This is a genomic window from Phycicoccus elongatus Lp2, assembly GCF_000367525.1.
In the GTDB taxonomy this organism is placed as follows: Bacteria; Actinomycetota; Actinomycetes; order Actinomycetales; family Dermatophilaceae; genus Phycicoccus_A; species Phycicoccus_A elongatus.
On sequence record NZ_HF570956.1, the window covers coordinates 1539491 to 1561094 of the forward strand.

The window sequence follows — 21604 nt, forward strand, 5'->3', positions numbered from 1 at the left end:
CGGTTGGTGGCAGGCTTGGTCCCGTGCCCGGCCCCACCCCCCTTTCTTCGTATGCCGCGTTGCTCGCCGCCGCGGCGGGCGACCCCTTTGTCGAGCACGAGGTCGGGCCTGACCTGCTCGCGCCACCCCTGGCGCTCGGCGGAGCCGTCCTCTACCGCCGGATGACCCAGCTCGGCTTCACTGGGGCGGTCTGCCTGGGGCCGGCGCCCGACGTGCGCGCCCTCCTCCGGTCGGAGTGGCGAGGCCACCCGGGCTGGGCGGCGGAGCGGTCGATCACCGTCGAGGCGACCCACCGCGGGTTGCTCGAGGACCTCGGCGTTCGCGGGCTCGGCGAATGGCACACGATGTCTGCCCTCCCCGGCCAGCTGGACCTGCGGCCCGTCCCGGCAGGCGTCATGGTGGAGCGGACCCTCGCCAGGGATGTCGCCCGGGCGTTTGTCGGGGAGCACCACACGGCCCGCTGGATCACGCCCGACCCCGAGGGCGAGATGTGGGTCGCGGTACGCGCCAGGGGAACTGGGGAGCTGCTGGGCACCGGCCTCGCGGCATACACACCGAGCGGCGCGACGCGGCTCACGAGCATCGCGATCCACCGCGACCGCCGGTGCCAGGGATTGGGACGACTGGTCACCCAGGCGCTGGCCGAGGTGGGGTTCGAGCGGTCACCGGCGGTCGTCCTCGGCGTGGACCAGGACAACATCGTCGGTCGCACCCTGTACGCCGCGATGGGGTTCCGCCTCGACCACGAGCTCGTCAGCGGCATCCTCCCACCGGCTGCGCCTGTCAGTGGTCGTCGGGTAGCGTCGACTGCGACGGGAACGACCCGCGAATCGCAACGACAACGGGGACTGCCATGACCGAGCGCGAAGACCTCATCGAGACCCTGGACCGCCACCGCGGCTTCCTGCTGCACACGGCGGAGGGGCTGACCGAGGAGCAGGGGCGGACGGCGAGCACGGTGAGCGCACTGACCATCGCCAGCCTGCTCAAGCACGTGGCCGACACCGAGGAGCAGTGGATGGCCTTCGCCGCCCAGGGCGCCGAGGCGTTCGGCGGCTCGGGCGTCTACGAGTCCGACGTCGACTGGGACGCGGTCGAGGCCGAGGCGGCGACCAACGAGGGTGACTGGTCGGACAGCGAGTGGGAGGACACCCGCTTCACGCTCAGCGACGAGGAGACCCTCGATGTGTTGCGCGCCCGCGCGACCGAGGTGGGCGCGGCCACCGCTGAATTGCTGCGATCCGCCGACCTCGACCAGTCTCATCCCCTCCCCGAAGCCCCCTGGTTCGAGCCGGGTGCGAGCTGGTCCGTGCGACGAGTCGCCGTCCACATGATCGCGGAGATCGCGCAGCACGCCGGGCACGCGGACATCATTCGCGAGGCCATCGACGGCCAGAAGACGATGGGCTGAGCCCGAAGACTCAGGGACTCAGACCTCGAACCACGCGAGGGCAGGTTCGACCAGGCTGCCCAGCCAGACCTTGCCCTCGTGCTCACGCACCCCCGTCGCCATGTGCCATTTCGTCGCGTCGCACTCGATGTCGTGAACGACCTGGCCCTCGTCGTCGTATGCCGCGACCCGGACGGTCCGCTTCGGCTTGGGCTTGAGGTGCTCCGGTGCCCGCAGCACGGCGAGTTTGACCCACGGCTTGGCCTTGGTCTGCAGGAAGGTGAGCGCCGGATCGGTCGGTGAGGCATAGGTGACCCAGATCAGGCCGTCCGAGCCGCGCGCGATGTTGTCTGGATGCGCCGGCAGGTCGCTCGCGAAGAGGTCCCGCTCACCCTCGTGCGGACCCCGGAGCCAGACACGTCTGAGCACCCTGGTCCCTGTCTCGGCGACCACCACGAAGGAGGAATCCGCCGCGGCTGCAACGCCGTTGGCGAAGCACAGCCCCTCCAACACAACCTCGGGCTCGGACTCACCGACCGCAAGCCGCAACAGCCGCCCGGTGCGGGTGTCCTCGATGAGGTCGGACTTCCACTCCTCGATGCCCCACTTGGCACTGGAGTCAGAGAACCAGATCGTCCCGTCCGCTGTGATCGCGGCGTTGTTGCAGAAGCGCATTCGCCGACCGTCGACCGAGTCGGCGAGAACCTCGACCGCCCCGGTGTCCAACCGCATCGTGAGCAGCCCGCGGTGGGCGTCGCACACCAGGATGCGACCCTCGGGCAGCCACTCCAGACCCAGTGGTCGCCCACCGGTGTTCCCGATCCGACGGATCGTGTCGCCGTCCGAGCTGACCGCCAGGATGGAGCCGTCCGCCGTGCCCGTGTAGGCGGTGCCGTCGTGGCCGATGAGAACGTCCTCGGCGCCGGGGCCGGGCACGGGGACCACCGTGAGTTCGCGCATGACCGTCAACCTAGAGCAAACCCGTCAACCGCAGGACCAGAGCGCCGACACCCACGCCGCTGAGCCCGCACAAAATGCCGGTCGCTCCGTCGTGCCCACGCCAGAGGCCGCCGGCCAACGACGCCAAGCCCAGGCCGGTCACCCACCCAGCGACGAGAGCGGGCAGTGCCCGCAGGACGACACCCCACGGGCCGAGGTCTCCATCCAGTGAGGAGAGGGCCTCGAGGATCGCGCCGACAACGGAGAGTCCGACAATGAGCAGCAGGACGTAGGCGACCAGGGAGAGGGTTCCCACGGCCAGCACCAGGGCGGCCAGTGACATAGCGACTCGGGCCTGTTCGGGCACGCGCGGCCATCCTGACGCGCTCGGCCGAGTCACTGACATCCCTGCCTCCCGACCGTCAGATCATCCCGCGGCGCGTCAGCACCTCGTCGACGAATGCTCTGAGGACCGGCTTTGCGGCCTCGTTCGCGTACTTCACGCTCACGCTCCCCTTCCCGCCGAAGGCTCCCGGGATCTCCTCCCTGGTCTGCTGCACAAGGTCGAAGTCGATGGCGTGCACCGAGAAGTGCGCTTTCGCGGCCGTCATCATGACGTAGCCCTTGAGGTAGCTGTCCGCGAACTTGAACATCGGTGTCGACCGGAACATCGTCAACTCCAGACCGGGGCAGCGATCATGGACGTGCGCCCAGAATTCCTCCAGCCATGGCCGGCCCGCATCTGGTGCGGCATCGAGATAGGCCTGGGGGCTGTCGAGCATGTCCTGATCGTGTCAGATCGCGGCCGATCTCAGGGATCCGTCGAGCGCGGCTTCCAGCGAGTCGATGGTCAGGAAGCGCGAGGCTACGGCGCGCGGCCTTCTCCTCACCCTGATCGTCCACACCTGGTTCGGCTGGCTGCCCGCGTCCTTCCTCGCCTCGTGGGGCGCGATGGCGCTCACCCTGGCCGCGACCGCGAGCGCGATCGTCGGGCTGCACGCCCTCATCGGCCGCGCCGGCATCGCCGTCGGCGCGATCCTCACGATGTTCGTCGGCAACCCGCTCTCCTCCCTGGCCATGCCCAAGGAGCCGGGTGGGCGGTCGTCGGAGTCGCGCTCTCGCTCATCGGTCGTCACCGTGACGAGGAGGTCGTCCACCTCGAGGGCATGGTCGAGCCCGATCCTGCCTAGCGGTGCACGCCCACCAGTTGCACCGAGCCCCCGTCGACACCCTTTGCCCCGTGGATGACCTCGTGGCCGGCGTCGATCGGGGCTCGGTCGGCGTCGTGGACCTGGCCCATCACCCACGTGGCTATGCCGCGCGCGTCCAGGAACGCGGTGGTCGCGCCCACGGCATCTGCCGGGACGAGCGCGACGAAGCCGACACCCTGGTTGAGCGTCCGCTCGATGTCTGACTGGGGCACATTGCCGAGCGACTGGACCGTGGCGAAGACCGCTGGCGGCGTCCACGTCGCCCGGTCAACCCGCGCGTGCAGACCCTGCGGCAGCACCCGCGCGAGGTTCGCGGCGAGCCCACCGCCGGTGACGTGAGAGAGTCCGTGCACTCCGCCCCCCGCCACGACGGAAGGGTCACGGAGGAGGTCGACGAGGTCCGCGGCATACACCCGGGTTGGGGTGAGCAGCTCCTCGCCGAGCGTGCGCCCGAACTCGGCCACCTCGCGATCGAGCGCCCAGCCGGCGTGCGCGATGACGCGGCGGACGAGGGAGTAGCCGTTGGAGTGCAGGCCCGAGGAGGCGAGTCCGAGGATGACGTCGCCCTCGCGGATGCGGTCGGGGCTGAGGATGTCGGCGTATTCGACGACTCCGGTGGCGGCGCCGGCGCAGTCGTACTCGTCGGGGTCGAGCAGGCCGGGGTGCTCGGCGGTCTCGCCACCGACGAGTGCGACGCGGGCCTGCTCGCAGGCTCGGGCGATGCCGCCGACGATCGCCGCGATCCGCTCGGGGACGACCTTGCCGCAGGCGATGTAGTCGGTCATGAAGAGCGGCTCGGCTCCGCACACGACGATGTCGTCCACGACCATCCCGACGAGGTCGAAGCCGATCGTGTCGTGAATGTCGAGCGCTTGGGCGATGGCGACCTTGGTGCCGACGCCGTCAGTGGACGTGGCGAGCACCGGGCGGTCCATGCGGGCAATCGCGGTGGCGTCGAACATCCCGGCGAAGCCGCCCAGGCCGCCGAGCACTTCGGGTCGGGTGGCGCGCCGGACGGAGGCCTTCATCAACTCGACGGCCTTGTCTCCGGCCTCGACGTCGACGCCGGCCGCGGCATACGTGATCTGCTCGGTCACGGGCGCGCAACCGCCTCGGCGACCACGTCGACGGGCACTTCGAGTTCGAACAGGCTCTTGCCGAGCTTGTCCTCCTCGGGCAGCGGCACCGGGTAACTCCCGGTGAAGCAGGCCGTGCAGAGTCGCTCGGGCGCCTGGTTGGTGGCCGCGATCATCCCCTCCTCGGAGATGTAGCCCAGAGTGTCGGCCCCGATCGACCGGCACACCTCCTCGACGCCGATGCCCGTCGCGATCAGCTCAGCCCGCGTCGCGAAGTCGATCCCGTAGAAGCAGGGCCAGCGCACCGGCGGCGAGGAGATCCGCACGTGCACCTCAACGGCTCCGGCCTCACGCAACATGCGCACCAGAGCCCGTTGGGTGTTGCCGCGCACGATGGAGTCGTCGACGACGACGAGTCGCTTGCCCTTGATGACCTCACGCAGCGGGTTGAGTTTCAGCCGGATCCCGAGCTGACGGATCGTCTGTGAGGGCGCGATGAAGGTCCGCCCGACATAGGCATTCTTGACCAGGCCCTGGCCATAAGGGATGCCCGATTCCTGCGCATAGCCGATCGCGGCCGGCGTCCCCGACTCCGGCGTCGGCATGACCATGTCGGCCTCGATGGGGTGCTCACGCGCCAGGGTGCGACCCATCTCGACGCGTGACTCGTGGACCACCTGGCCGTTGATCGTCGTGTCCGGACGCGCCAGATAGACGTACTCGAAGACGCAGCCCTTGGGATCCTTCGGCGCAAAACGCCTGGACCGCAACCCATCTGCGTCGATCGCGAGCAACTCGCCCGGCTCGATCTCGCGAATGAAGGAGGCGCCGACGATGTCGAGCGCAGCCGTCTCGGAGGCCACGACCCAGCCGCGGTCGAGGCGACCGAGGACGAGCGGGCGGATCCCCTGGGGGTCGCGGGCGGCATACAAGGTCTGCTCGTTCATGAAGACGAAGCAGAAGGCCCCGCGCAGCCGCGGCAGCACATCGAGCGCGGCATCCTCCAGAGTGCGGTCCGGGTCATCGGCCAGCAGGGCCGTCACCAACGCCGTGTCCGTCGTGTTGCCGCGCCCGACCTCGCCCGGGTGCCCGGCCAGTCCGGCGCGCTCCTCGACCAGGTCACGCAACTCGGCCGAGTTGATCAGGTTGCCGTTGTGAGCAAGGGCCACCGTGCCGCCGTCGTGACCGCCCAGAGTCGGCTGGGCGTTCTCCCACGTCGAGCCACCCGTCGTCGAGTAGCGGCAGTGCCCGACCGCCAGGTGCCCGCGCAGCGAGGCCAAGGAGCGCTCGTCGAAGACCTGCGAGACCAGCCCCATGTCCTTGTAGACCAGGAGCCGCTGACCGTCCGAGGTCGCGATGCCCGCTGACTCCTGACCACGGTGCTGCAGCGCGTACAGCCCGTAGTAGGTCAGCTTGGCGACCTCCTCGCCGGGGGCCCAGACGCCGAAGACACCACAGGCATCCTGCGGACCCTTCTCACCGGGCAGCAGGTCGTGGGTCAGGCGTCCGTCTCCGCGAGGCACCCGTCGATTCTCCCATGCCGGGACGGGTATGCCGTGCGCCCCCGATCCCCCGCTGCCCGGGGTCAGCGGTTGCGGCGGTCCACGAGCACCGCGATGACGGCCGCGATCGTGCCGAAGAGCACGGCGCCGAGCATGCCCACGATGCCGATTCCGTCGCTGACCCCGTAGGTGTAGCCCTGCGGCATCGCCGCGGGCTTCTCGAGGACTCCGCTCCACGCGATCCAGGCGCCGACGAGGAAGCCCAGGATCGCACCGGTGGCGATGAAGCGAGTGAAGTTCGGACGCGTGGGCACGTCCGACAGGTTAACCCGACCACGGGACCCTGCTCACCGCAGGGTAAGCCCCTCGAGGACTGCTTCGTCACCGGCATACGGCCCGTCCGGTCGCGGCCAGTGGGAGACCACGTCGTCGAAACCAAGGGCCGCCGCCCGACCGGTCATCTCCTCGAAGACACCGACCGACGACAGCGAGAACTGCGGTGAGGAGTCCAGGGACAGCACGGCCCGGACCCCGCAGCGGCCGGCGGCGGCTTCGGCCTCACGGAACCGGCCCATGAGTCCCTCGACGTGGCCGAACCACGCCTCGAGGGTCTGGCCCGACCCGCCATAGGTGATCCAGGCATCGCCGCTCGACGCGGCCAGCGCAAGAGAGCGTGGTCCATTGGCGGCGATCCACAGGGGGATACGGTCTCGGGCGGGGCCGGGCAGGGTGCGGGCGTCGCGCACCGCATAGAAGTCGCCGTCGTGGTCGACGTGGTCCTCGCGGAGCAGCCGGTCGAGGAGCTCGACGTACTCGTGGAAGCGATCGACCCGCTGGCGCAGGGTGAGGTCCTCACCGAGGCGCTGGGCGTCCCCGTCGCCGCCGGTGCCCAGGCCGAGGAGGAAGCGGTCGCTGCTGATGTCGGCCAGACCGACCGAGTCGCGGAGCAGGACGTAGGGGTGCCGGTAGTTGGGTGAGGCGACAAACGATCCGAGGCCGATGCTGGTGGTCGCCATCGCGGCGGCAGCGAGCGCCGGAAAGGCCCCCGTCCACGGCGCCTCGGGCAGGCCGCCCCAGACGAGGTGGTCGTAGGTCCAGGCGTGGTCGAAACCGAGCGCCTCGGCGGCCTCCCACCGTGGGCGGGCCTCTCGCCAGGGCAGGTCGGTGAGGATGACGATGCCGTGCCGCACCTCAGAGCACCCCCGCCAAGGGAAGGTATGCCGCGAGGTCGGCTCGGGTGCCGCTCACCTGGAGGCGGCCGGACTCCCAGGCGACGTCCCAGTCCAGGCGTCCTGTCGCGACGGCGAGCCAGGTCTGCGCATCGGTCTCGACGACATTGGGCGGAGTGCCGCGGCGATGCACGGTCCCCTCGATGCACTGGACAGCGCCGAAGGGCGGGACGCGCACCTCGACACTGCGGCCCGGGGCGCGCTGCCCGAGCTCCTCGAGCGTGTAGCGCACCGCCGTGGCCAGCTCCTCGCGGCCGAGGTCAGGGGTCTCCAGCCAGGCGGCGAGCGCAGCGCGGCCGGCGGGGACCGGCGTTCGGCGGCGAGGCGGCATACCCGTCATCCAAGCACTTCGCCAGTCGACACCTTGATCTTTACCTTGTCTTTAACTTTCGCCTGTTCCCGGGCCACCCACTCTGGGGCAGAGTTCGGAGGGTCTCTCGACCTGCGCGGCCGAGAACGACCCTGACACGGAGGACTTCTTCATGCGACAACACACCAAGGTCGGCGCACTCGTCGCCGGCGCCGCGCTCATCTCGGCGGCGGCGCTGGCCACCCCCGCGAGCGCAGGCAACAACCTCGGGGGCGCCCCGATCCCGGCCGGTTCGACCCCGGTTAACCTGCTCACCGTCAACGACTTCCACGGCCGGATCGACTCCGGCGACCTGACGGGCAAGCTGGGCAAGAACTTCGCCTGCACGATGATCACCCAGCGCGCGGCCCTGGGCGCCTCCAACACGGTGACGGTGGGCGCGGGCGACCTCATCAACGCCTCGACCTTCGCCTCGCAGGTCCAGCACGAGGAGCCCACCATCGACTTCCTCGGTGCCGTCGGGCTCCAGGTGTCGAGTGTCGGCAACCATGAGTTCGACTCCGGCTTCGCCGACCTCACCGGCCGGATCATCCCGCGGGCCCACGAGCACGGCTTCGAGTACGTCGGCGCCAACATCTACACCAAGGGCACCAAGACCCCGGCGATGAAGTCCTACGAGGTCTACACCGTCAACGGTGTGCGCGTCGGCGTCGTCGGTGCTGTCACCGCCGAGACCCCCAACCTCGTGGCCGGCCTCGGTATCGCCGGGCTCGACTTCGGCGATCCTGTCGAGGGCGCCAACACCGTCGTCAACCAGCTGACCGACGGCGATGCAGCCAACGGTGAGGCCGACGTCGTCGTCGTCGCCTACCACGAGGGAGGCCCCTACTCCTCGACGACGGGCACGCTGGCCGACCAGATGAAGGTGCCGGTCTTCGCCCACCTGGTCAACGACACCTCGCCCAAGGCCGCGGCCATCATCCAGGGCCACACCCACCAGGCCTATGTGTATGACGTGCCCGTCCCGGGCGCGACCGACGGCTCGACCCGTCCGGTGCTCCAGACCGGCAACTACGCCGCCAATGTCGGCAAGATCCAGTTCGGGATCGACACCTCGACGATGAAGGTCGTCGGCTACAACGCGGGCAACGTGCCGGTTGTCGCATACTCCCCCACCTGCGCTGCCGATGCGCAGTGGCAGCGGGCCGCGGCCATCGTCGACGCCGCAGTCACCTACGCCAAGCCGATCGCGGCCCAGCCGGTGGGGAAGATCACCACCTCGATCACCCGCGCCTACAACAACGGCGCCGAGGACCGTGGGCGCGAGTCCAGCCTGTCCAACCTCATCGCCCAGCAGATGGTCGAGTCGGTGAACGCCACCGGCAACAACCACGCCGACATCGGGATCATGAACCCCGGTGGTGTCCGCAACGACCTGCCCTACGGCACGGACGGCACCATCAGCTACGGCCAGGCGGCGGCCATCCTGCCCTTCGGCAACACGTTGAAGACGGCGGACTACACCGGAGCGCAGGTCAAGCGAATCCTCGAGGAGCAGTGGCAGCCGGTCAGCGCGTCGCGGCCTTTCCTCGCCCTGGGCCTGTCGAAGAATGTCACCTACACCTACGACCCGAACCGGGCCCAAGGCGACCGGATCTCCGGGATCTACCTCGACGGCACTCCGATCGACCCGGCCAAGGTCTACTCGGTGACATCGAGCAGCTTCCTCGTGACCAACGTGGGCACCGCACCCGACAACTTCGCGACGATGCTCCAGGGCGCCAACTACCGCGACACCGGCCTCTCCGACGGGAACGCCTTCGTCGACTGGCTGAAGGCGAACAGCCCGGTCTCGCCGTCGTGGGTGCAGCACGGCGTCGGCGTCATCGGCACCCCGGCCGTGACCGGGAGCAAGAACGGACCGCAGACGATCACGATGCGGCTCGAAGGCTTTGACCTGACAAGTCTGGGTTCCCCGGCCAACAGCACCGCGTCGATCCGGATCAACGGCACGGAGGTGGCGACGGCGACGATCACGCCCGTCATCAACACCACCCCCATCCCGTCTCGCAAGGGTGTCGCCGAGATCTCCTTCACCTTGACCAAGCAGCAGTTGCTGCCCTGGACCAAGGGCAACGGGCACCGTGACGTCGACGTCATGATCAGTGTCGTGGCCGACCCGACCGGGACGGTGGCCTATGTGCCGATGAAGGTCAGCAAGGGCTGACACCCTGAGCGCATGACCCACGATCGCCCCGGCGAGATCATTCCCGATGGTCACGCCGGGGCGATCGTCATGCTCGACGGCCAACCCCAGTCCCACGTCAACGTGACCGACCCGACGGACCTCGGATTCGAGTACGTCGAACTCATGGCGACCGCTCTCGACACGTATGCCGTGGGGCTGGCTCCGCCTCGCACGGTGACGCATGTCGGGGGTGCCGGACTGACTCTGCCGCGATGGGTCCAGCACCGCTGGCCGGGGACGCCGCAGGTCGTGCTGGAACCGGATGCCGCGCTGACCGAGCTCGTGCGGCGGGAGTTGCCGCTGCCGCGAGGCCACCGGATCCGGGTGCGGGCGGTCGACGGGCGACGCGGGCTGGCGGCCCTGGCCCCTGCGTCTGCGGAGGTGATCGTCGTGGATGCCTATGCCCAGGGGTGCGTGCCCGCTGAGCTGGCGGGTATCGAATGGTGGCGTGACGTGGCGCGCGTGCTGGCCCCGAGCGGGATGCTCCTGGCCAATCTGGCTGATGAGCCGGACCGTCGGTGGACCGGCCGGGTCGTTGGTGGCGTTGTCGAGGCGGGATTGACCGAGGTGGACCTGCTCGGCACCCATGACGTGCTCAAAGGGCGACGCTTCGGCAACCTCGTGCTCGTGGCTCGACGCCACGGGGTGGTCGCCGGGCCGGAACTGGCGCGGGCCGTCGCCCGGGGCACCCTCCGGGCGGGGACCCGCCGACCCGGCCCCGCGGCATACGGGAAGGGGTTCAGTGACACGGACGCCGAACCCTCACCCCCGCCGCCCGACCTCGGCCGCTGGCGCCTCCGCTAACCCTTGTGTCCGGCAAGAGGACGGCATACCAACCACCTTGCCGGACACAAGGGGAGGGGTCCGAGTGAAGCTCAGGCGACCCACACGCGGGCGTTGCGGAACATCCGCAACCACGGGCTCGCCTCGTCGATCGGCCCATCGGTCCACGACAGTTGCACATTGCGCTGCACCCGCTCGGGGTGCGGCATCATCGCCGTGAACCGGCCGTCCGGCGTGGTCACCGCGGTCAGTCCGTCCGGCGAGCCATTGGGGTTCACCGGGTATGCCGCGGCCGGCCTCCCAGCTCCGTCGACGTAGCGCGCGGCCCGGAGCACGGCGACTTGGTCCCCCCGGGCCGAGAAGTTCGCGAACCCCTCGCCGTGCGCGACCGCGATCGGGAGGCGTGACCCGGCCATTCCGGCGAGAAGGATCGAGGGCGACTCGAGGATCTCGACCTGGGACAGGCGCGCTTCGTACTGCTCGGACCGGTTGCGGGTGAACCGCGGCCACGCCTGCGCCCCGGGGATGTGGTCGGCCAGCGCCGCGAACATCTGGCACCCGTTGCAGATCCCCAACCCGAAGGTGTCCTCGCGGTGGAAGAACTCGTGGAAGGACTCGGTGAGCCGCTCGTTGAAGAGCACCGAGCGCGCCCACCCCTCACCCGCGCCGAGCGTGTCGCCATAGGAGAAGCCGCCGCAAGCGACCAGTCCCACCGCGTCGGCGAGGTCGAAACGACCCGACTGGAGATCGGTCATGTGGACGTCCCACGCTTCGAAACCGGCCCGGTCGAAGGCGAAGGCGGTCTCGACATGACTGTTGACGCCCTGCTCGCGCAGGATCGCGACCTTGGGCCGCGCGCCGAGGTTGAGGTAGGGAGCCGCGACATCGTCACGCGGATCGAAGGCGAGGTCGACGACGAGCGCATCGTCACCGCGACCGACGGCGGCGTGCTCCTCATCCGCGCAGGCCGGGTTGTCCCGCAGCCGGCTGATCCGCCACGACACCTCGTCCCAGGCCTGGGCCAGGTCGTGCACCGACTCGTCCAGCGCGTCCGACTCCCCGATGCGCACGCGGACCCGCCGCTCGGCCGTGGCGACACCGACCCGGGAAGAGAGGTCGCCCAGCCCGTGGACGGCGAGCAGGTCGAGCGCCTCCTCGGCCCGCTCGAGCGGCACCCCGAGCACGACACCCAACTCCTCGGCGAAGAGCGCCTCGCGCGAGGCCACCGTCACGTCGACCCCCACCCCACCCGCAAAGGCCATCTCGCACACGGTCGCCCACAGGCCACCGTCGGAGCGGTCATGGTATGCCGCGGCAATTCCCCTCTCCCGCAACGCACCCATCGCGTCGGCGAGGGCGAGCAACCGGATCGGATCGTCGAGGTCGGGCACCTGCGCGCCGAACGATCCGTTGACCTGGGCCGCGATCGAGCCGCCGACCCGGTCTCGCCCCATCCCGAGGTCGACGAGGATCAGGGCTGACCTCCCAGCGAGTTCGGGGGTCAGCGTCCCGCGCACGTCGGGCAGCGACGCGAAGGCGGTCACGACGAGCGACACCGGCGACACCACCTTGCGGGCCTCGCCGTCCGGCGCTGTCCACGTCGTCCGCATCGAGAGCGAGTCCTTGCCGACCGGCACGGAGATGCCGAGCGCGGGGCACAGTTCCATGCCCACGGCGTGGACCGTCTCATAGAGCGCAGCGTCCTCACCCTCCTCGCCACAAGCGGCCATCCAGTTGCAGGACAACTTGATTCCACTCAGGGCGGAGATCGGCGCGGCGAGGAGGTTGGTCAGCGCCTCCCCCACGGCCATCCGTCCCGAGGCGGGCGCGTCGATCGCGGCGAGGGGCATCCGCTCCCCCGTCGCCATCGCCTCGCCGGCGAACCCGGAGAGGTCGGCCAGCGTCACGGCCACATCGGCGACCGGGACCTGCCATGGCCCAACCATCTGGTCGCGGTGCGTCAGACCACCCACGGTCCGGTCGCCGATGGTGACGAGGAAGCGCTTGGAGGCGACCGATGGGTGCCGCAACACGGCATACGCGGTCTGGCGCAGGTCCCCCGCGCCGAGGTCGACCTCGTCCCCCGAGCGCGCCACGGTCGTCACGTTGCGGGTCATTCGTGGCGGCTTGCCGAGCAATACCTCCATCGGCATGTCGATCGGGTGGTCCCCACTGCCTGCCGACGGATCGACGAGTCGCAACTGCCCGTCACCCGTCGCGACGCCAACCACGGCATAGGGGCAACGCTCACGGTCGGCAAGAGAAGCGAAGCGGGACAACGATTCAGGGGCGATCGCGAGGACATACCGCTCCTGGCTCTCGTTGCACCAGATCTCCTTGGGTGCCAGGCCCGACTCCTCGAGCGGGACGGCAGCCAGGTCGAAGCGCGCGCCGAGCCCCGCACCGTCCACGAGCTCCGGGAAGGCATTCGACAGCCCACCCGCGCCGACGTCATGGACGGCGAGGATCGGGTTCTCGTCCCCCATCGACCAGCAGTGGTTGATGACCTCCTGGGCCCGCCGCTCGATCTCCGGATTGCCCCGCTGGACCGAATCGAAGTCCAGCTCAGCGGCATTCGCACCGGCAGCCATTGACGACGCCGCGCCACCACCCATGCCGATCCGCATTCCCGGACCCCCGAGTTGCACGAGCAGGGTGCCCTCGGGGAAGAGCACCTTCTCGGTCATGTCCGCGCTGATCGTGCCCAGACCACCGGCGCTCATGATCGGCTTGTGGAATCCGCGGTGCACCCCGTCCACGGTCTGCTCGAAGACCCGGAAGAAGCCGCCGAGATTCGGCCGACCGAACTCGTTGTTGAAGGCGGCCGCCCCGATCGGCGCGTCGAGCATGATCTCCAAGGGAGTCGCCAAATGGTCAGGCGCGGCGAAATCGCCTGTCTCCCAGGGCTCGTTCGTGCCGGGCAGATGGAGATTCGACACCGCGAAACCGGCCACACCGGCCTTGGGCTGCGATCCACGACCGGTGGCGCCCTCGTCCCGGATCTCCCCACCGGCACCCGTGGCCGCCCCCGGGAAGGGTGAGATCGCCGTCGGGTGGTTGTGGGTCTCGACCTTCATCAGGACGTGCGCGACACCCTCGCGCGCGGCATACGGGCTGGGTTCGGACTGCGCGACCGGCAACCAGCGCGAGCGCTCCCCGCCCACCATGACCGACGCATTGTCCTTGTAGGCCACGACCGTTCCCTCGCCGGCGACCGCCTCGGTGTGCCGGATCATCCCGAAAAGGCTGCGCGGGCGCGCCTGGCCGTCGATGACGAAGTCGGCGTTGAAGATCTTGTGCCGGCAGTGCTCGCTGTTGGCCTGCGCGAACATCGTCAACTCGACATCGGTCGGGTTGCGGCCCAGACCGGTGAAGGCCTCCGCCAGGTAGTCGATCTCGTCCTCCGACAGGGCCAAGCCGTATGCCGTGTTCGCACCGTCCAGCGCGGCGCGCCCCTGCCCGAGGACGTCGACGCGCTCCATCGGGGAGGCGTCCCGCTCGTCGAAGAGGTGGGCCGCGTCCTCGCGGTGACGCAGGACGGACTCGGTCATCCGGTCGTGAAGGATCGCAGCGCACGACTGCCACTGGTCCTGCGCCAACTCGGCGCCGTGCAGAGTGAACTCGGTGACCCGCTCGACCCGCTCGAGGACAAAGCCGCAGTTGTGGGCAATGTCGGTGGCCTTGCTCGCCCACGGACTCACCGTGCCCAGTCGCGGCCCGACGACGACGAGGGAGGACGGCCCGTCCGGCCCGGCGGCATGCGGGTCACCGTAGGTGAGCAGGGCGGCCACCCGGCCCGCGTCCTCGAGGGGGCCGGCGCTGCGCACCCAGTGCACGTGGCGCGCAGAGACTGCGCTGATCTCGGGCGTGATCTCCTGCAGTCGGGCCAGGAGCGCGGTGGCTCGGAAGTCGGACAGGGCGGTTCCGCCCTCGAACACGGTCAGCACGTGGTCGTGCGAGGTCATCGAGCAACTCCCGGGGCGGGCGAGTGGGCCGAGGGCAAGTCTATCGACGCCCGTGCAGCGACCGACCGGGCGCCCAGCGCGTCACACTGCACTCGAAGGCCACGCTCGAGCGCGGACTCGACGTCGGGATTCACACTGGTATGCCGCGAGGTCACCGGGCGAAGGTGGTTCCCGTGAGCCGTTCGTAGGCCTCGACGTACTTCGCGCGGGTCCGTTCCACGACGTCCTCGGGCAACGGCGGGGGCGCCTCCCCTGACGCCTTGTCCCAGCCCGACTCGGGTGAAAGCAACCACTCACGCACGAACTCCTTGTCGAAGCTGGGCTGAGTGTGTCCGGGCTCCCACTGGTCGGCGGGCCAGAACCGAGATGAGTCCGGTGTCAGCACCTCGTCGGCCAGCACCAGCTCACCGTCGACGACACCGAACTCCACCTTGGTGTCAGCGATGAGAATCCCGCGCTCGGCCGCGATCTCGTTGCCCCGAGCCAGGATTGCCGTCGTCAGCTCGCGCGCCCGGGCGGCCAGGCCACTCCCGATCGCGGCCTCCACCGCGGCATACGACATGGGTTCGTCGTGCTCCCCCTGGGGGGCCTTGGTCGACGGCGTGAAGATCGGCTGGTCGAAGCGCGACCCGTCGACGAGCCCTTCCGGGAGGCGTATGCCGCTCACGTGGCCGTCCGCGGCATACTCCCGCAAGCCTCCACCCGTGAGGTAGGCGCGCGCCACGCATTCCACCGGCAGCATCTCGAGGCGACGGACGAGGACCGCACGTCCGGCCACCTCGGCAGGGACGTCCGTGGACAGCACATGGTTGGGCACGATGCTCGCCAACTGCTCGAACCACCACAGCGAGAGCTGGGTCAGCACCGCGCCCTTGTCGGGAATGGCTGGTTCGAGGACGAAGTCGAAGGCCGAGATCCGGTCCGAGGCGACGAGCAGGAGTTGGTCCTCGCGAGCCCGACCGTCGTCCCCGATCGGGGCATAGAGGTCTCGGACCTTGCCCGAGTAGAGGTGGACGAACCCGGGGAGTCCCGGGGCAGGATCGGCGATCGACATGCCCGTCAGTCTGTCAGCCGTCGCGTGCTCGACCACATGAGCCTTACCGTTGCATAGGCTTCCTATGTATGTTGGTCTCATGCCCCTCGACCAATCCGCCGACCGCCTGCTGCGTGCCTCGGCCCGCCTCTCCCGCTGGGCCACCCGTCACGCCAGCATCGACATCCCCTATGCCCAGGCCCGCCTCCTGGCGCTCATGGATGACCACGGCCCGATGCGCATCACCGCCCTTGCCGAACACGACAACACGTCGCAACCGACCATGACCACCCAGGTCCAACGCCTCGTCGACCAGGGGTGGGCCCGACGCCAACCCGACCCCGTCGATGCACGAGCCACCCTCGCCAGCCTGACCCCCAGCGGTCAACGAGAGCTCGATCGCCTCCGCGCCGCCCGCGAGGCAACCCTCGCGCCCGTCCTCGCCCGCCTCCACCCCACCCAGCGCGCAGCGGTCCCGGCCGCTGTCGCCGTCCTCGAAGCCCTCCTTGCCGCCGCTGCCGACGAGTCCACCGCCACACGCCAGGAAGCCTGACCCATGTCCTTGTTCCGCCAACCCCGTCCCGTGCTGGCCGTAGCCTTCGCCTGCGTCATTGCCTTCATGGGCATCGGCCTGGTCGACCCCATCCTCAAACCAATCGCCGACGACCTCGGCGCCGGTCCGGCCCAGGTGTCCCTGCTCTTCACGAGCTACATGGCCGTCATGGGATTGACCATGCTCGTCACCGGCTGGGTGAGCAGCCGCCTGGGCGCCAAGCGCACATTGATCCTCGGTCTGGCCATCATCATCATCGGCGCGGGCCTCGCGGGCTCGATGGACAGCATCGGCGGAATCGTGGGCTTCCGCGCGGTCTGGGGGCTGGGCAACGCCCTCTTCATCGCCACCGCCCTGGCCACGATCGTCGCCTCGGCACGCGGCTCGGTCGGCCAGGCGATCATCCTCTACGAGGCCGCCCTCGGTCTGGGCAGCGCCGCCGGCCCGCTCCTCGGCGGCGCCCTCGGCGGGATCTCGTGGCGCTACCCGTTCTACGGAATCGTCGCCCTCGTCGGCGGCAGGCCGGGTCAGCCCGGGACGCTGACCTCGCCGTCGATCGCCCGGCGCGCGATGTCGGTGCGGTGGTGCGAGCCGGCCAACTCGATGCGGCCGACCGCGGCATACGCCCGATGGCGGGCCTGCTCCAACGTGGGCCCGGTCCCGACCACGGAGAGCACCCGTCCACCAGCTGACACGAGGACTCCGTCGTCGTCCAGGGCCGTGCCGGCATGGAGCACGTATGCCGTGCCCTCGCCTGCGTCGATCGTGTCGCCTTCGTCGGTGAGCCCGTCGATCGGGTCGCCGGTCCGTGGCGCGGCCGGGTAGTTCTCGGCGGCCACGACGACGGTCACCGCCGCGTTGTCGCGCCAGCGCAGCGGGTCGACGTCGATCAGTCGGCCGGTGGCGGCGGCCAGCAGGAGCTGCGCCAGCGGGGTCTCGAGGCGGGCCAGCACGACCTGGGTCTCCGGGTCGCCGAAGCGTGCATTGAACTCGATGACCCTCGGCCCGCGCGAGGTGAGCGCGAGGCCCACGAAGAGCACGCCGACGAAGGGCGTGCCGCGCCGACGCATCTCGTCGAGGGTTGGTTGTGCGACCCGGGCCACGACGTCGGCGGCGAGGTCGACCGGCGCCCAGGGCAGCGGGCTGTAGGCGCCCATGCCACCGGTGTTGGGGCCGGCATCGTCGTCCCCGACCCGCTTGAAGTCCTGCGCCGGCACCAGGGGCACGGCGGTCGTGCCGTCGCAGAGGCAGAAGAGCGACACCTCCGGTCCGTCGAGGAACTCCTCGATGACCACCCGACCGTCGGGTTTGGCCAGGCAGGCGGCCGCATGGGCGAGCGCGACCTGGCGCTCGGAGGTGACGACGACGCCCTTGCCGGCGGCCAAGCCGTCCTCCTTGACCACATGCGGGGCGCCGAAGGCATCGAGGGCGTCCTCGACCTCGGCCAGGGTCGAGCAGACGTGGGCCAGCCCGGTCGGCACCTCGGCGGCCGACATGACGTCCTTGGCGAAGGACTTGCTCCCCTCGAGCCGCGCCGCCTCGGCCGTCGGCCCGAAACATGCAATCCCCTCCGCGACAAGGGCATCGGTCACACCCGCGACCAGCGGTGCCTCAGGGCCGACAACGACCAGATCCACGCCCAGCTCCGTGGCCAGGGCCACCACGCCCTTCGGCGAGGTGGGGCCGCCCTCGATGTCGCGACAGAGCGCAAGGGCCGCGATGCCGGGGTTGCCGGGCGCAGCGATCACGGCATCCACGGCGGGGTCGGCACTGAGGGACCGGACGAGGGCGTGCTCACGCGCACCGCTGCCGAGGACGAGAACCTTCACGAGGACGACCCTAGCGGGGAGCAGAAATGAGGAAGCGACGGACCCGGGGAGCAGGGGGGTTAATCCCCGGGGCCGTCGCTTCCGTCTGCGTGGCGCTCTCGGTCTTGGGGGGAAGACCGGCGCTCTGCGTAGACATCGACGAGGTCGATGACTCGACAGTAGGCGTTGGCCGCGTTCATGTAAAGTTCAACCATGTCGGATCAAGGACAGTGTCGGAAATCCGTCACTTCCGCTGGGGGGCGAGCGAGGTGAGCACGGTCGAGGGTTGGGCACGCGCGTCCGACCCCCGCCTCGCTCTCTACGAGGCACTCGTCGGCCTCACCCAACCAAGTCGGGTGGCCCTCGAGCAGCTGGGCTTCGCCGGCCCTCTCCTCGACGTCGAGCTCCCCCGCCTCGCGGAGTCCGGGCTGGTCTCCCTCCTCGATGACGGCACCATCGCCGTGGCGGACCCCCAGGTCGCCATCCCTCGGTATGCCGCGGAGCTGGAGCGCCTCGCCGCCTCCTCGCGCTCGGGGTTGGGTGCCCTCGCCGACCGCTACCGGGAAGCCCAGGACGCCCAGGAGCGGGCGGCGACCTTCGACGTCACCCTCACCAGCGGCATCGGCGAGTTGGACTACACGCGCGCCCAGGTCCTGCGGGCCGCCCGGACGTCGATCGAGTTCGTCGCGGCGCGCACCCCCACCAATGACCATCTCGTCCTCAGCGGCGGCCCCGACGACATCCTGCTTCGAGGCGGCCTGACTCGCCGGCTCGTCCTCGACTCCTCCATCCTCGATGTCGAGGGCACGACCAAGGCGCTGGCCAGGCTGACCGAGACCGGCGCCCAGGTGCGCCTCATGCCTACCCTGGCATTGAGTGTGCTCGTGACGGATCGCTCGATCGCCATCGTGGACATCACGAACCACGACCCGTCGGGCTACGGCTGCATCGTCGTTCGTCACACTCCCCTCGTCATGGCCCTCAACGAGTTGGTCGACGCGAGCTTCGCGGGCAGCACGGAAGCACCCAGAGCGCGGGCAGATGCACGCAGTCGCTTCGGCGCCCGGCAGGCCCAGACGCTTGCCCTCCTCGCCGCCGGAGCGACGGACTCGACCATCGCCCGGCAGGTCGGTGTGTCACAGCGAACCGTGGAGCGCTTCGTGCGCACGATCCTCGACGACCTCGGCGCCTCGACCCGCTTCCAGGCCGGGGCGCAGGCAGAGCGGGCCGGGCTGCTCTGACGCCGCCTGGTCGCGGGGATAAACTTGGATGTTCCCCAGTTCGGGCGCGGGGGCGCCCACGGCACAGGAGACTCGAGAAGTTCGTGACCGCGAGTTCATCGCTTCGCCCAGATCTCGGCGATGTCGCCGCCACCGAGGTGGCCGCTGAGCAGGCCCACGTCGACCGGGTGTATGCGGAGTTGGCCAAGGCCGACGCCCGGGCCGCCAGCGTCGCCGCCGAGGGTTTGGCCCGCGGCCGCACCGATCGCACGGGGGATGTCCGTGACGAGGAGATGACCGGTCTCTTCGAGCGCGACGCCCTCATGTATGCCGCGGCACGTCGGCGCGCGACCCTCGAGAAGCAGTACGAAGGGCTCGTCTTCGGGCGGCTGGACCTCGGCGAGGAGCACTCGGAGCCCGGGGAGCGCGAGGTGCGCCACATCGGTCGGCTCGGGGTCCGGGACGACGACTACGAGCCGCTGGTCATCGACTGGCGCGCACCCGCCGCGGCGGCCTTCTATCGAGCCACGCCAGTGGAGCCGATGGGTGTCCTGCGGCGCCGGGTCCTGCGTTGCTCGGGCTCTCGGGTCATCGGCGTCGAGGACGACCTCATGGTGCCGGAGGCACCCGAAGACCTCGTCGTCGTGGGTGATGGGGCGCTCATGGCTGCTCTCACCCGCAGCCGCGGTCGGCAGATGCGCGACATCGTGGCGACCATCCAGGCGCACCAGGACGCCGCGATCCGGGCCACCTCACGAGGAGTCGTCGAGATCAGCGGTGGTCCCGGCACCGGCAAGACGGTGGTGGCGCTGCACCGCGCGGCATACCTGCTCTACTCGGAGCGCCGCCGTTTCGAGAGTGGTGGGATCCTCGTGGTGGGACCGTCGGCGGCCTACACGGCATACATCGAGAGGGTCCTGCCCAGCCTGGGCGAGGACTCGGTTGCGCTGCGCGCCCTGGGGGACCTCGTCGACGGGGTGACCGCGACCCGCATGGACCACCCCGAGGTGGCGGCGGTCAAGGGCAGCCTGCGCATCCGGCGGCTGCTCGCCCGTGCCGCCGGCCGGCCGCCAGAGGGTGCCCCGACCGTCTTCCGCGCCTTCATTGCAGGCCATGCCGTCAGGCTCGACGAGCCCCAACTGGCCGGGCTGCGCAAGAGGGTGCTGCGCGGCCATGCGCACAATCTCGCCACGGATCAGGCCCGCGAGGCCCTGGCCCAAGCCGCCTGGGAATCGGTGCGCCTGGGAGAGCGCGAGCACTTCCTGGACGCCTTCGACTCCTCGCGCGATGTCGACGAGTTCATGGCGGCCTGGTGGCCGCAGGTCGATCCGCGCGAGGTCCTGCTGCGCCTGGTCGACACCGACGACGTCTCGCGCTTGGCCGGGGGTGTCCTCACCCATGACGAAGCGGCCGCCGTCGCGGTGAGCAACCGGGAGGCCTTGGAGGAGGGCACCTGGTCGGTCGCCGATGTGGCGCTCATCGACGACCTCGCGGCCCGGTTGGGTCCGGTCCAGGAGGCCGCGGCCGAGGAGGTGGGCTTCTACGACATCGAGGAGCTCGACGACCTGGGAGCCCACGGCGTGCAGGACGTGCAGGTCGGCGGCATGTCCCGGATGGCGACACGAAGCAACGCCGTCATCACCCCGGTCGATGCGCGAGAACGGTTGTTGCAGGGCCGGATCGAGCGGCCGACGTCCTATGCACACGTCCTCGTCGACGAGGCCCAGGACCTCTCGCCGATGCAGTGGCGCATGTTGGGCCGCAGGGGGCGTTCGGCCTCGTGGACCGTGGTCGGCGATGCAGCCCAGGCCTCGTGGGGGGACCTGGGCGAGGCGCTCGAGGCGCGGCGAGCGGCATACGGCTCACTGCCGATCCAGTCCTTTCACATGGACACCAACTATCGCAACGCGCGCGAGATCTTCGACTATGCGCGGCGCGTGATCCTTCCCGTCGTTCCTGATGCGGACATCCCCAATGCGGTGCGCGAGACCGGGATCGATCCGCGTGAGATGGTCATCGACGGATCAGTCGAGCGTCACGTCGGGATGGCCCTCGAGGAGCTGCTCCAAGAGGTCGACGGCTCGATCGCCATCATCCCGCCGACGCGCTGGCACGACCGGCTTCGTGTCTTCGACGGCGCCGGTGACGGGCGGGTGCAGGTCATCGACCCGCTCTCGACCAAGGGCCTGGAGTGGGATGCGACGATCGTGCTCGATCCGGAGGGCATCGCGCAGGAGTCACCCGGCGGCGCGCGCGTCCTCTACGTGGTGCTCACCCGCGCCGCGCACCGGATGTCGGTCCTCCGCCCGCACAACCCAACTTCTGCGTGACGCGGAA

At 69.9% G+C, this 21604-nt stretch carries 19 protein-coding genes and 1 pseudogene; 8 read left to right on the forward strand and 12 right to left on the reverse strand.

Translation table 11 applies throughout. From position 1 onward, the window contains the following. The first annotated feature begins 23 nt into the window (after nucleotides 1-23). Nucleotides 24-857, forward strand: a complete 834-nt coding sequence (locus tag BN10_RS07260; protein ID WP_010850568.1) for a GNAT family N-acetyltransferase — start codon at nucleotides 24-26, stop codon at nucleotides 855-857. Beyond that, on the forward strand, nucleotides 854-1411 hold the full coding sequence (locus tag BN10_RS07265; protein WP_010850569.1) for a DinB family protein: 558 nt from the start codon (nucleotides 854-856) through the stop codon (nucleotides 1409-1411). The genes BN10_RS07260 and BN10_RS07265 overlap by 4 nt, the downstream gene beginning before the upstream one ends. Before the next feature lie 18 nt (nucleotides 1412-1429). On the opposite strand, the gene BN10_RS07270 is transcribed toward BN10_RS07265, so the two are convergent. The 9 genes from BN10_RS07270 to BN10_RS07310 form a co-directional block, all read right to left on the reverse strand. Continuing rightward, nucleotides 1430-2350, reverse strand: coding sequence for an SMP-30/gluconolactonase/LRE family protein (locus tag BN10_RS07270; protein ID WP_010850570.1), 921 nt, complete (start codon nucleotides 2348-2350; stop codon nucleotides 1430-1432). A 10-nt stretch (nucleotides 2351-2360) separates the two neighbouring features. After that, nucleotides 2361-2696 carry a hypothetical protein gene (locus tag BN10_RS07275; RefSeq protein ID WP_156917167.1) on the reverse strand — a complete coding sequence of 112 codons (336 nt, stop codon included), beginning with the start codon at nucleotides 2694-2696 and terminating at the stop codon, nucleotides 2361-2363. Between the two features lie 55 nt (nucleotides 2697-2751). Next, a complete protein-coding gene (locus tag BN10_RS07280) occupies nucleotides 2752-3111 on the reverse strand; it encodes a hypothetical protein (RefSeq protein WP_010850572.1) in 360 nt (119 codons plus the stop codon). 12 nt (nucleotides 3112-3123) lie between these two features. Further along, nucleotides 3124-3486, reverse strand: a complete 363-nt coding sequence (locus BN10_RS07285) for a hypothetical protein (protein WP_040751044.1) — start codon at nucleotides 3484-3486, stop codon at nucleotides 3124-3126. A 29-nt stretch (nucleotides 3487-3515) separates the two neighbouring features. Next, complete coding sequence (purM, locus tag BN10_RS07290; RefSeq protein WP_010850574.1) at nucleotides 3516-4637, reverse strand: phosphoribosylformylglycinamidine cyclo-ligase; 1122 nt, start codon at nucleotides 4635-4637, stop codon at nucleotides 3516-3518. Beyond that, complete coding sequence (purF, locus tag BN10_RS07295; RefSeq protein ID WP_010850575.1) at nucleotides 4634-6139, reverse strand: amidophosphoribosyltransferase; 1506 nt, start codon at nucleotides 6137-6139, stop codon at nucleotides 4634-4636. Before purF ends, purM begins: the two co-directional genes overlap by 4 nt. Nucleotides 6140-6201: 62 nt before the next feature. Then, complete coding sequence (locus BN10_RS07300; RefSeq protein WP_010850576.1) at nucleotides 6202-6432, reverse strand: hypothetical protein; 231 nt, start codon at nucleotides 6430-6432, stop codon at nucleotides 6202-6204. A 33-nt stretch (nucleotides 6433-6465) separates the two neighbouring features. After that, nucleotides 6466-7308: an LLM class flavin-dependent oxidoreductase gene (locus BN10_RS07305; RefSeq protein ID WP_010850577.1), complete on the reverse strand. Its 843-nt coding sequence runs from the start codon at nucleotides 7306-7308 to the stop codon at nucleotides 6466-6468. A gap of 1 nt (nucleotide 7309) precedes the next feature. Beyond that, on the reverse strand, nucleotides 7310-7678 hold the full coding sequence (locus BN10_RS07310; RefSeq protein ID WP_010850578.1) for a sterol carrier family protein: 369 nt from the start codon (nucleotides 7676-7678) through the stop codon (nucleotides 7310-7312). Between the two features lie 151 nt (nucleotides 7679-7829). Here BN10_RS07310 and BN10_RS07315 point away from each other — a divergent pair, with 151 nt between their 5' ends. Both BN10_RS07315 and BN10_RS07320 read left to right on the forward strand, forming a co-directional pair. Continuing rightward, a complete protein-coding gene (locus tag BN10_RS07315) occupies nucleotides 7830-9884 on the forward strand; it encodes a bifunctional metallophosphatase/5'-nucleotidase (protein ID WP_010850579.1) in 2055 nt (684 codons plus the stop codon). Nucleotides 9885-9896: 12 nt separating this feature from the next. Beyond that, a complete protein-coding gene (locus BN10_RS07320) occupies nucleotides 9897-10709 on the forward strand; it encodes a spermidine synthase (RefSeq protein WP_010850580.1) in 813 nt (270 codons plus the stop codon). A 71-nt stretch (nucleotides 10710-10780) separates the two neighbouring features. On the opposite strand, the gene purL is transcribed toward BN10_RS07320, so the two are convergent. After that, on the reverse strand, nucleotides 10781-14653 hold the full coding sequence (gene purL / locus BN10_RS07325) for a phosphoribosylformylglycinamidine synthase (RefSeq protein ID WP_010850581.1): 3873 nt from the start codon (nucleotides 14651-14653) through the stop codon (nucleotides 10781-10783). 151 nt (nucleotides 14654-14804) lie between these two features. Beyond that, nucleotides 14805-15707 (reverse strand): phosphoribosylaminoimidazolesuccinocarboxamide synthase, encoded by a 903-nt coding sequence (locus tag BN10_RS07330; RefSeq protein ID WP_040751046.1) that lies wholly within the window; start codon nucleotides 15705-15707, stop codon nucleotides 14805-14807. Between the two features lie 79 nt (nucleotides 15708-15786). Between BN10_RS07330 and BN10_RS07335 the strand changes: the two genes are divergently transcribed. Beyond that, nucleotides 15787-16239: a MarR family winged helix-turn-helix transcriptional regulator gene (locus tag BN10_RS07335; RefSeq protein ID WP_040752899.1), complete on the forward strand. Its 453-nt coding sequence runs from the start codon at nucleotides 15787-15789 to the stop codon at nucleotides 16237-16239. 3 nt (nucleotides 16240-16242) lie between these two features. After that, nucleotides 16243-16752: pseudogene (locus tag BN10_RS16315) on the forward strand (MFS transporter); the annotation flags it as partial. 14 nt (nucleotides 16753-16766) lie between these two features. Here the strand turns inward: BN10_RS16315 and purD are convergent. Next, the gene (gene purD / locus BN10_RS07345) at nucleotides 16767-18068 is read right to left on the reverse strand and encodes a phosphoribosylamine--glycine ligase (RefSeq protein WP_010850585.1); all 1302 of its coding nucleotides are present in this window, start codon (nucleotides 18066-18068) and stop codon (nucleotides 16767-16769) included. 248 nt (nucleotides 18069-18316) lie between these two features. On the opposite strand from purD, the gene BN10_RS07350 reads away from it, so the two are divergent. Together BN10_RS07350 and BN10_RS07355 are read left to right on the forward strand one after the other, a co-directional pair. Next, nucleotides 18317-19288 carry a helix-turn-helix domain-containing protein gene (locus tag BN10_RS07350; RefSeq protein ID WP_198014026.1) on the forward strand — a complete coding sequence of 324 codons (972 nt, stop codon included), beginning with the start codon at nucleotides 18317-18319 and terminating at the stop codon, nucleotides 19286-19288. Between the two features lie 83 nt (nucleotides 19289-19371). After that, nucleotides 19372-21597 (forward strand): HelD family protein, encoded by a 2226-nt coding sequence (locus tag BN10_RS07355; protein ID WP_010850587.1) that lies wholly within the window; start codon nucleotides 19372-19374, stop codon nucleotides 21595-21597. The last annotated feature ends 7 nt before the right edge of the window (nucleotides 21598-21604 follow it).

Bases quoted from the DNA above. Each gene is read 5' to 3' on its own strand.
- BN10_RS07265 (WP_010850569.1), top strand. From the start codon at position 854: ATGACCGAGCGCGAAGACCTCATCGAGACCCTGGACCGCCACCGCGGC.
- BN10_RS07270 (WP_010850570.1), bottom strand. From the start codon at position 2,350: ATGCGCGAACTCACGGTGGTCCCCGTGCCCGGCCCCGGCGCCGAGGAC.
- BN10_RS07280 (WP_010850572.1), bottom strand. From the start codon at position 3,111: ATGCTCGACAGCCCCCAGGCCTATCTCGATGCCGCACCAGATGCGGGC.
- BN10_RS07310 (WP_010850578.1), bottom strand. From the start codon at position 7,678: ATGCCGCCTCGCCGCCGAACGCCGGTCCCCGCCGGCCGCGCTGCGCTC.
- BN10_RS07315 (WP_010850579.1), top strand. From the start codon at position 7,830: ATGCGACAACACACCAAGGTCGGCGCACTCGTCGCCGGCGCCGCGCTC.
- BN10_RS07320 (WP_010850580.1), top strand. From the start codon at position 9,897: ATGACCCACGATCGCCCCGGCGAGATCATTCCCGATGGTCACGCCGGG.
- purL (WP_010850581.1), bottom strand. From the start codon at position 14,653: ATGACCTCGCACGACCACGTGCTGACCGTGTTCGAGGGCGGAACCGCC.
- BN10_RS07330 (WP_040751046.1), bottom strand. From the start codon at position 15,707: ATGTCGATCGCCGATCCTGCCCCGGGACTCCCCGGGTTCGTCCACCTC.
- BN10_RS07335 (WP_040752899.1), top strand. From the start codon at position 15,787: ATGCCCCTCGACCAATCCGCCGACCGCCTGCTGCGTGCCTCGGCCCGC.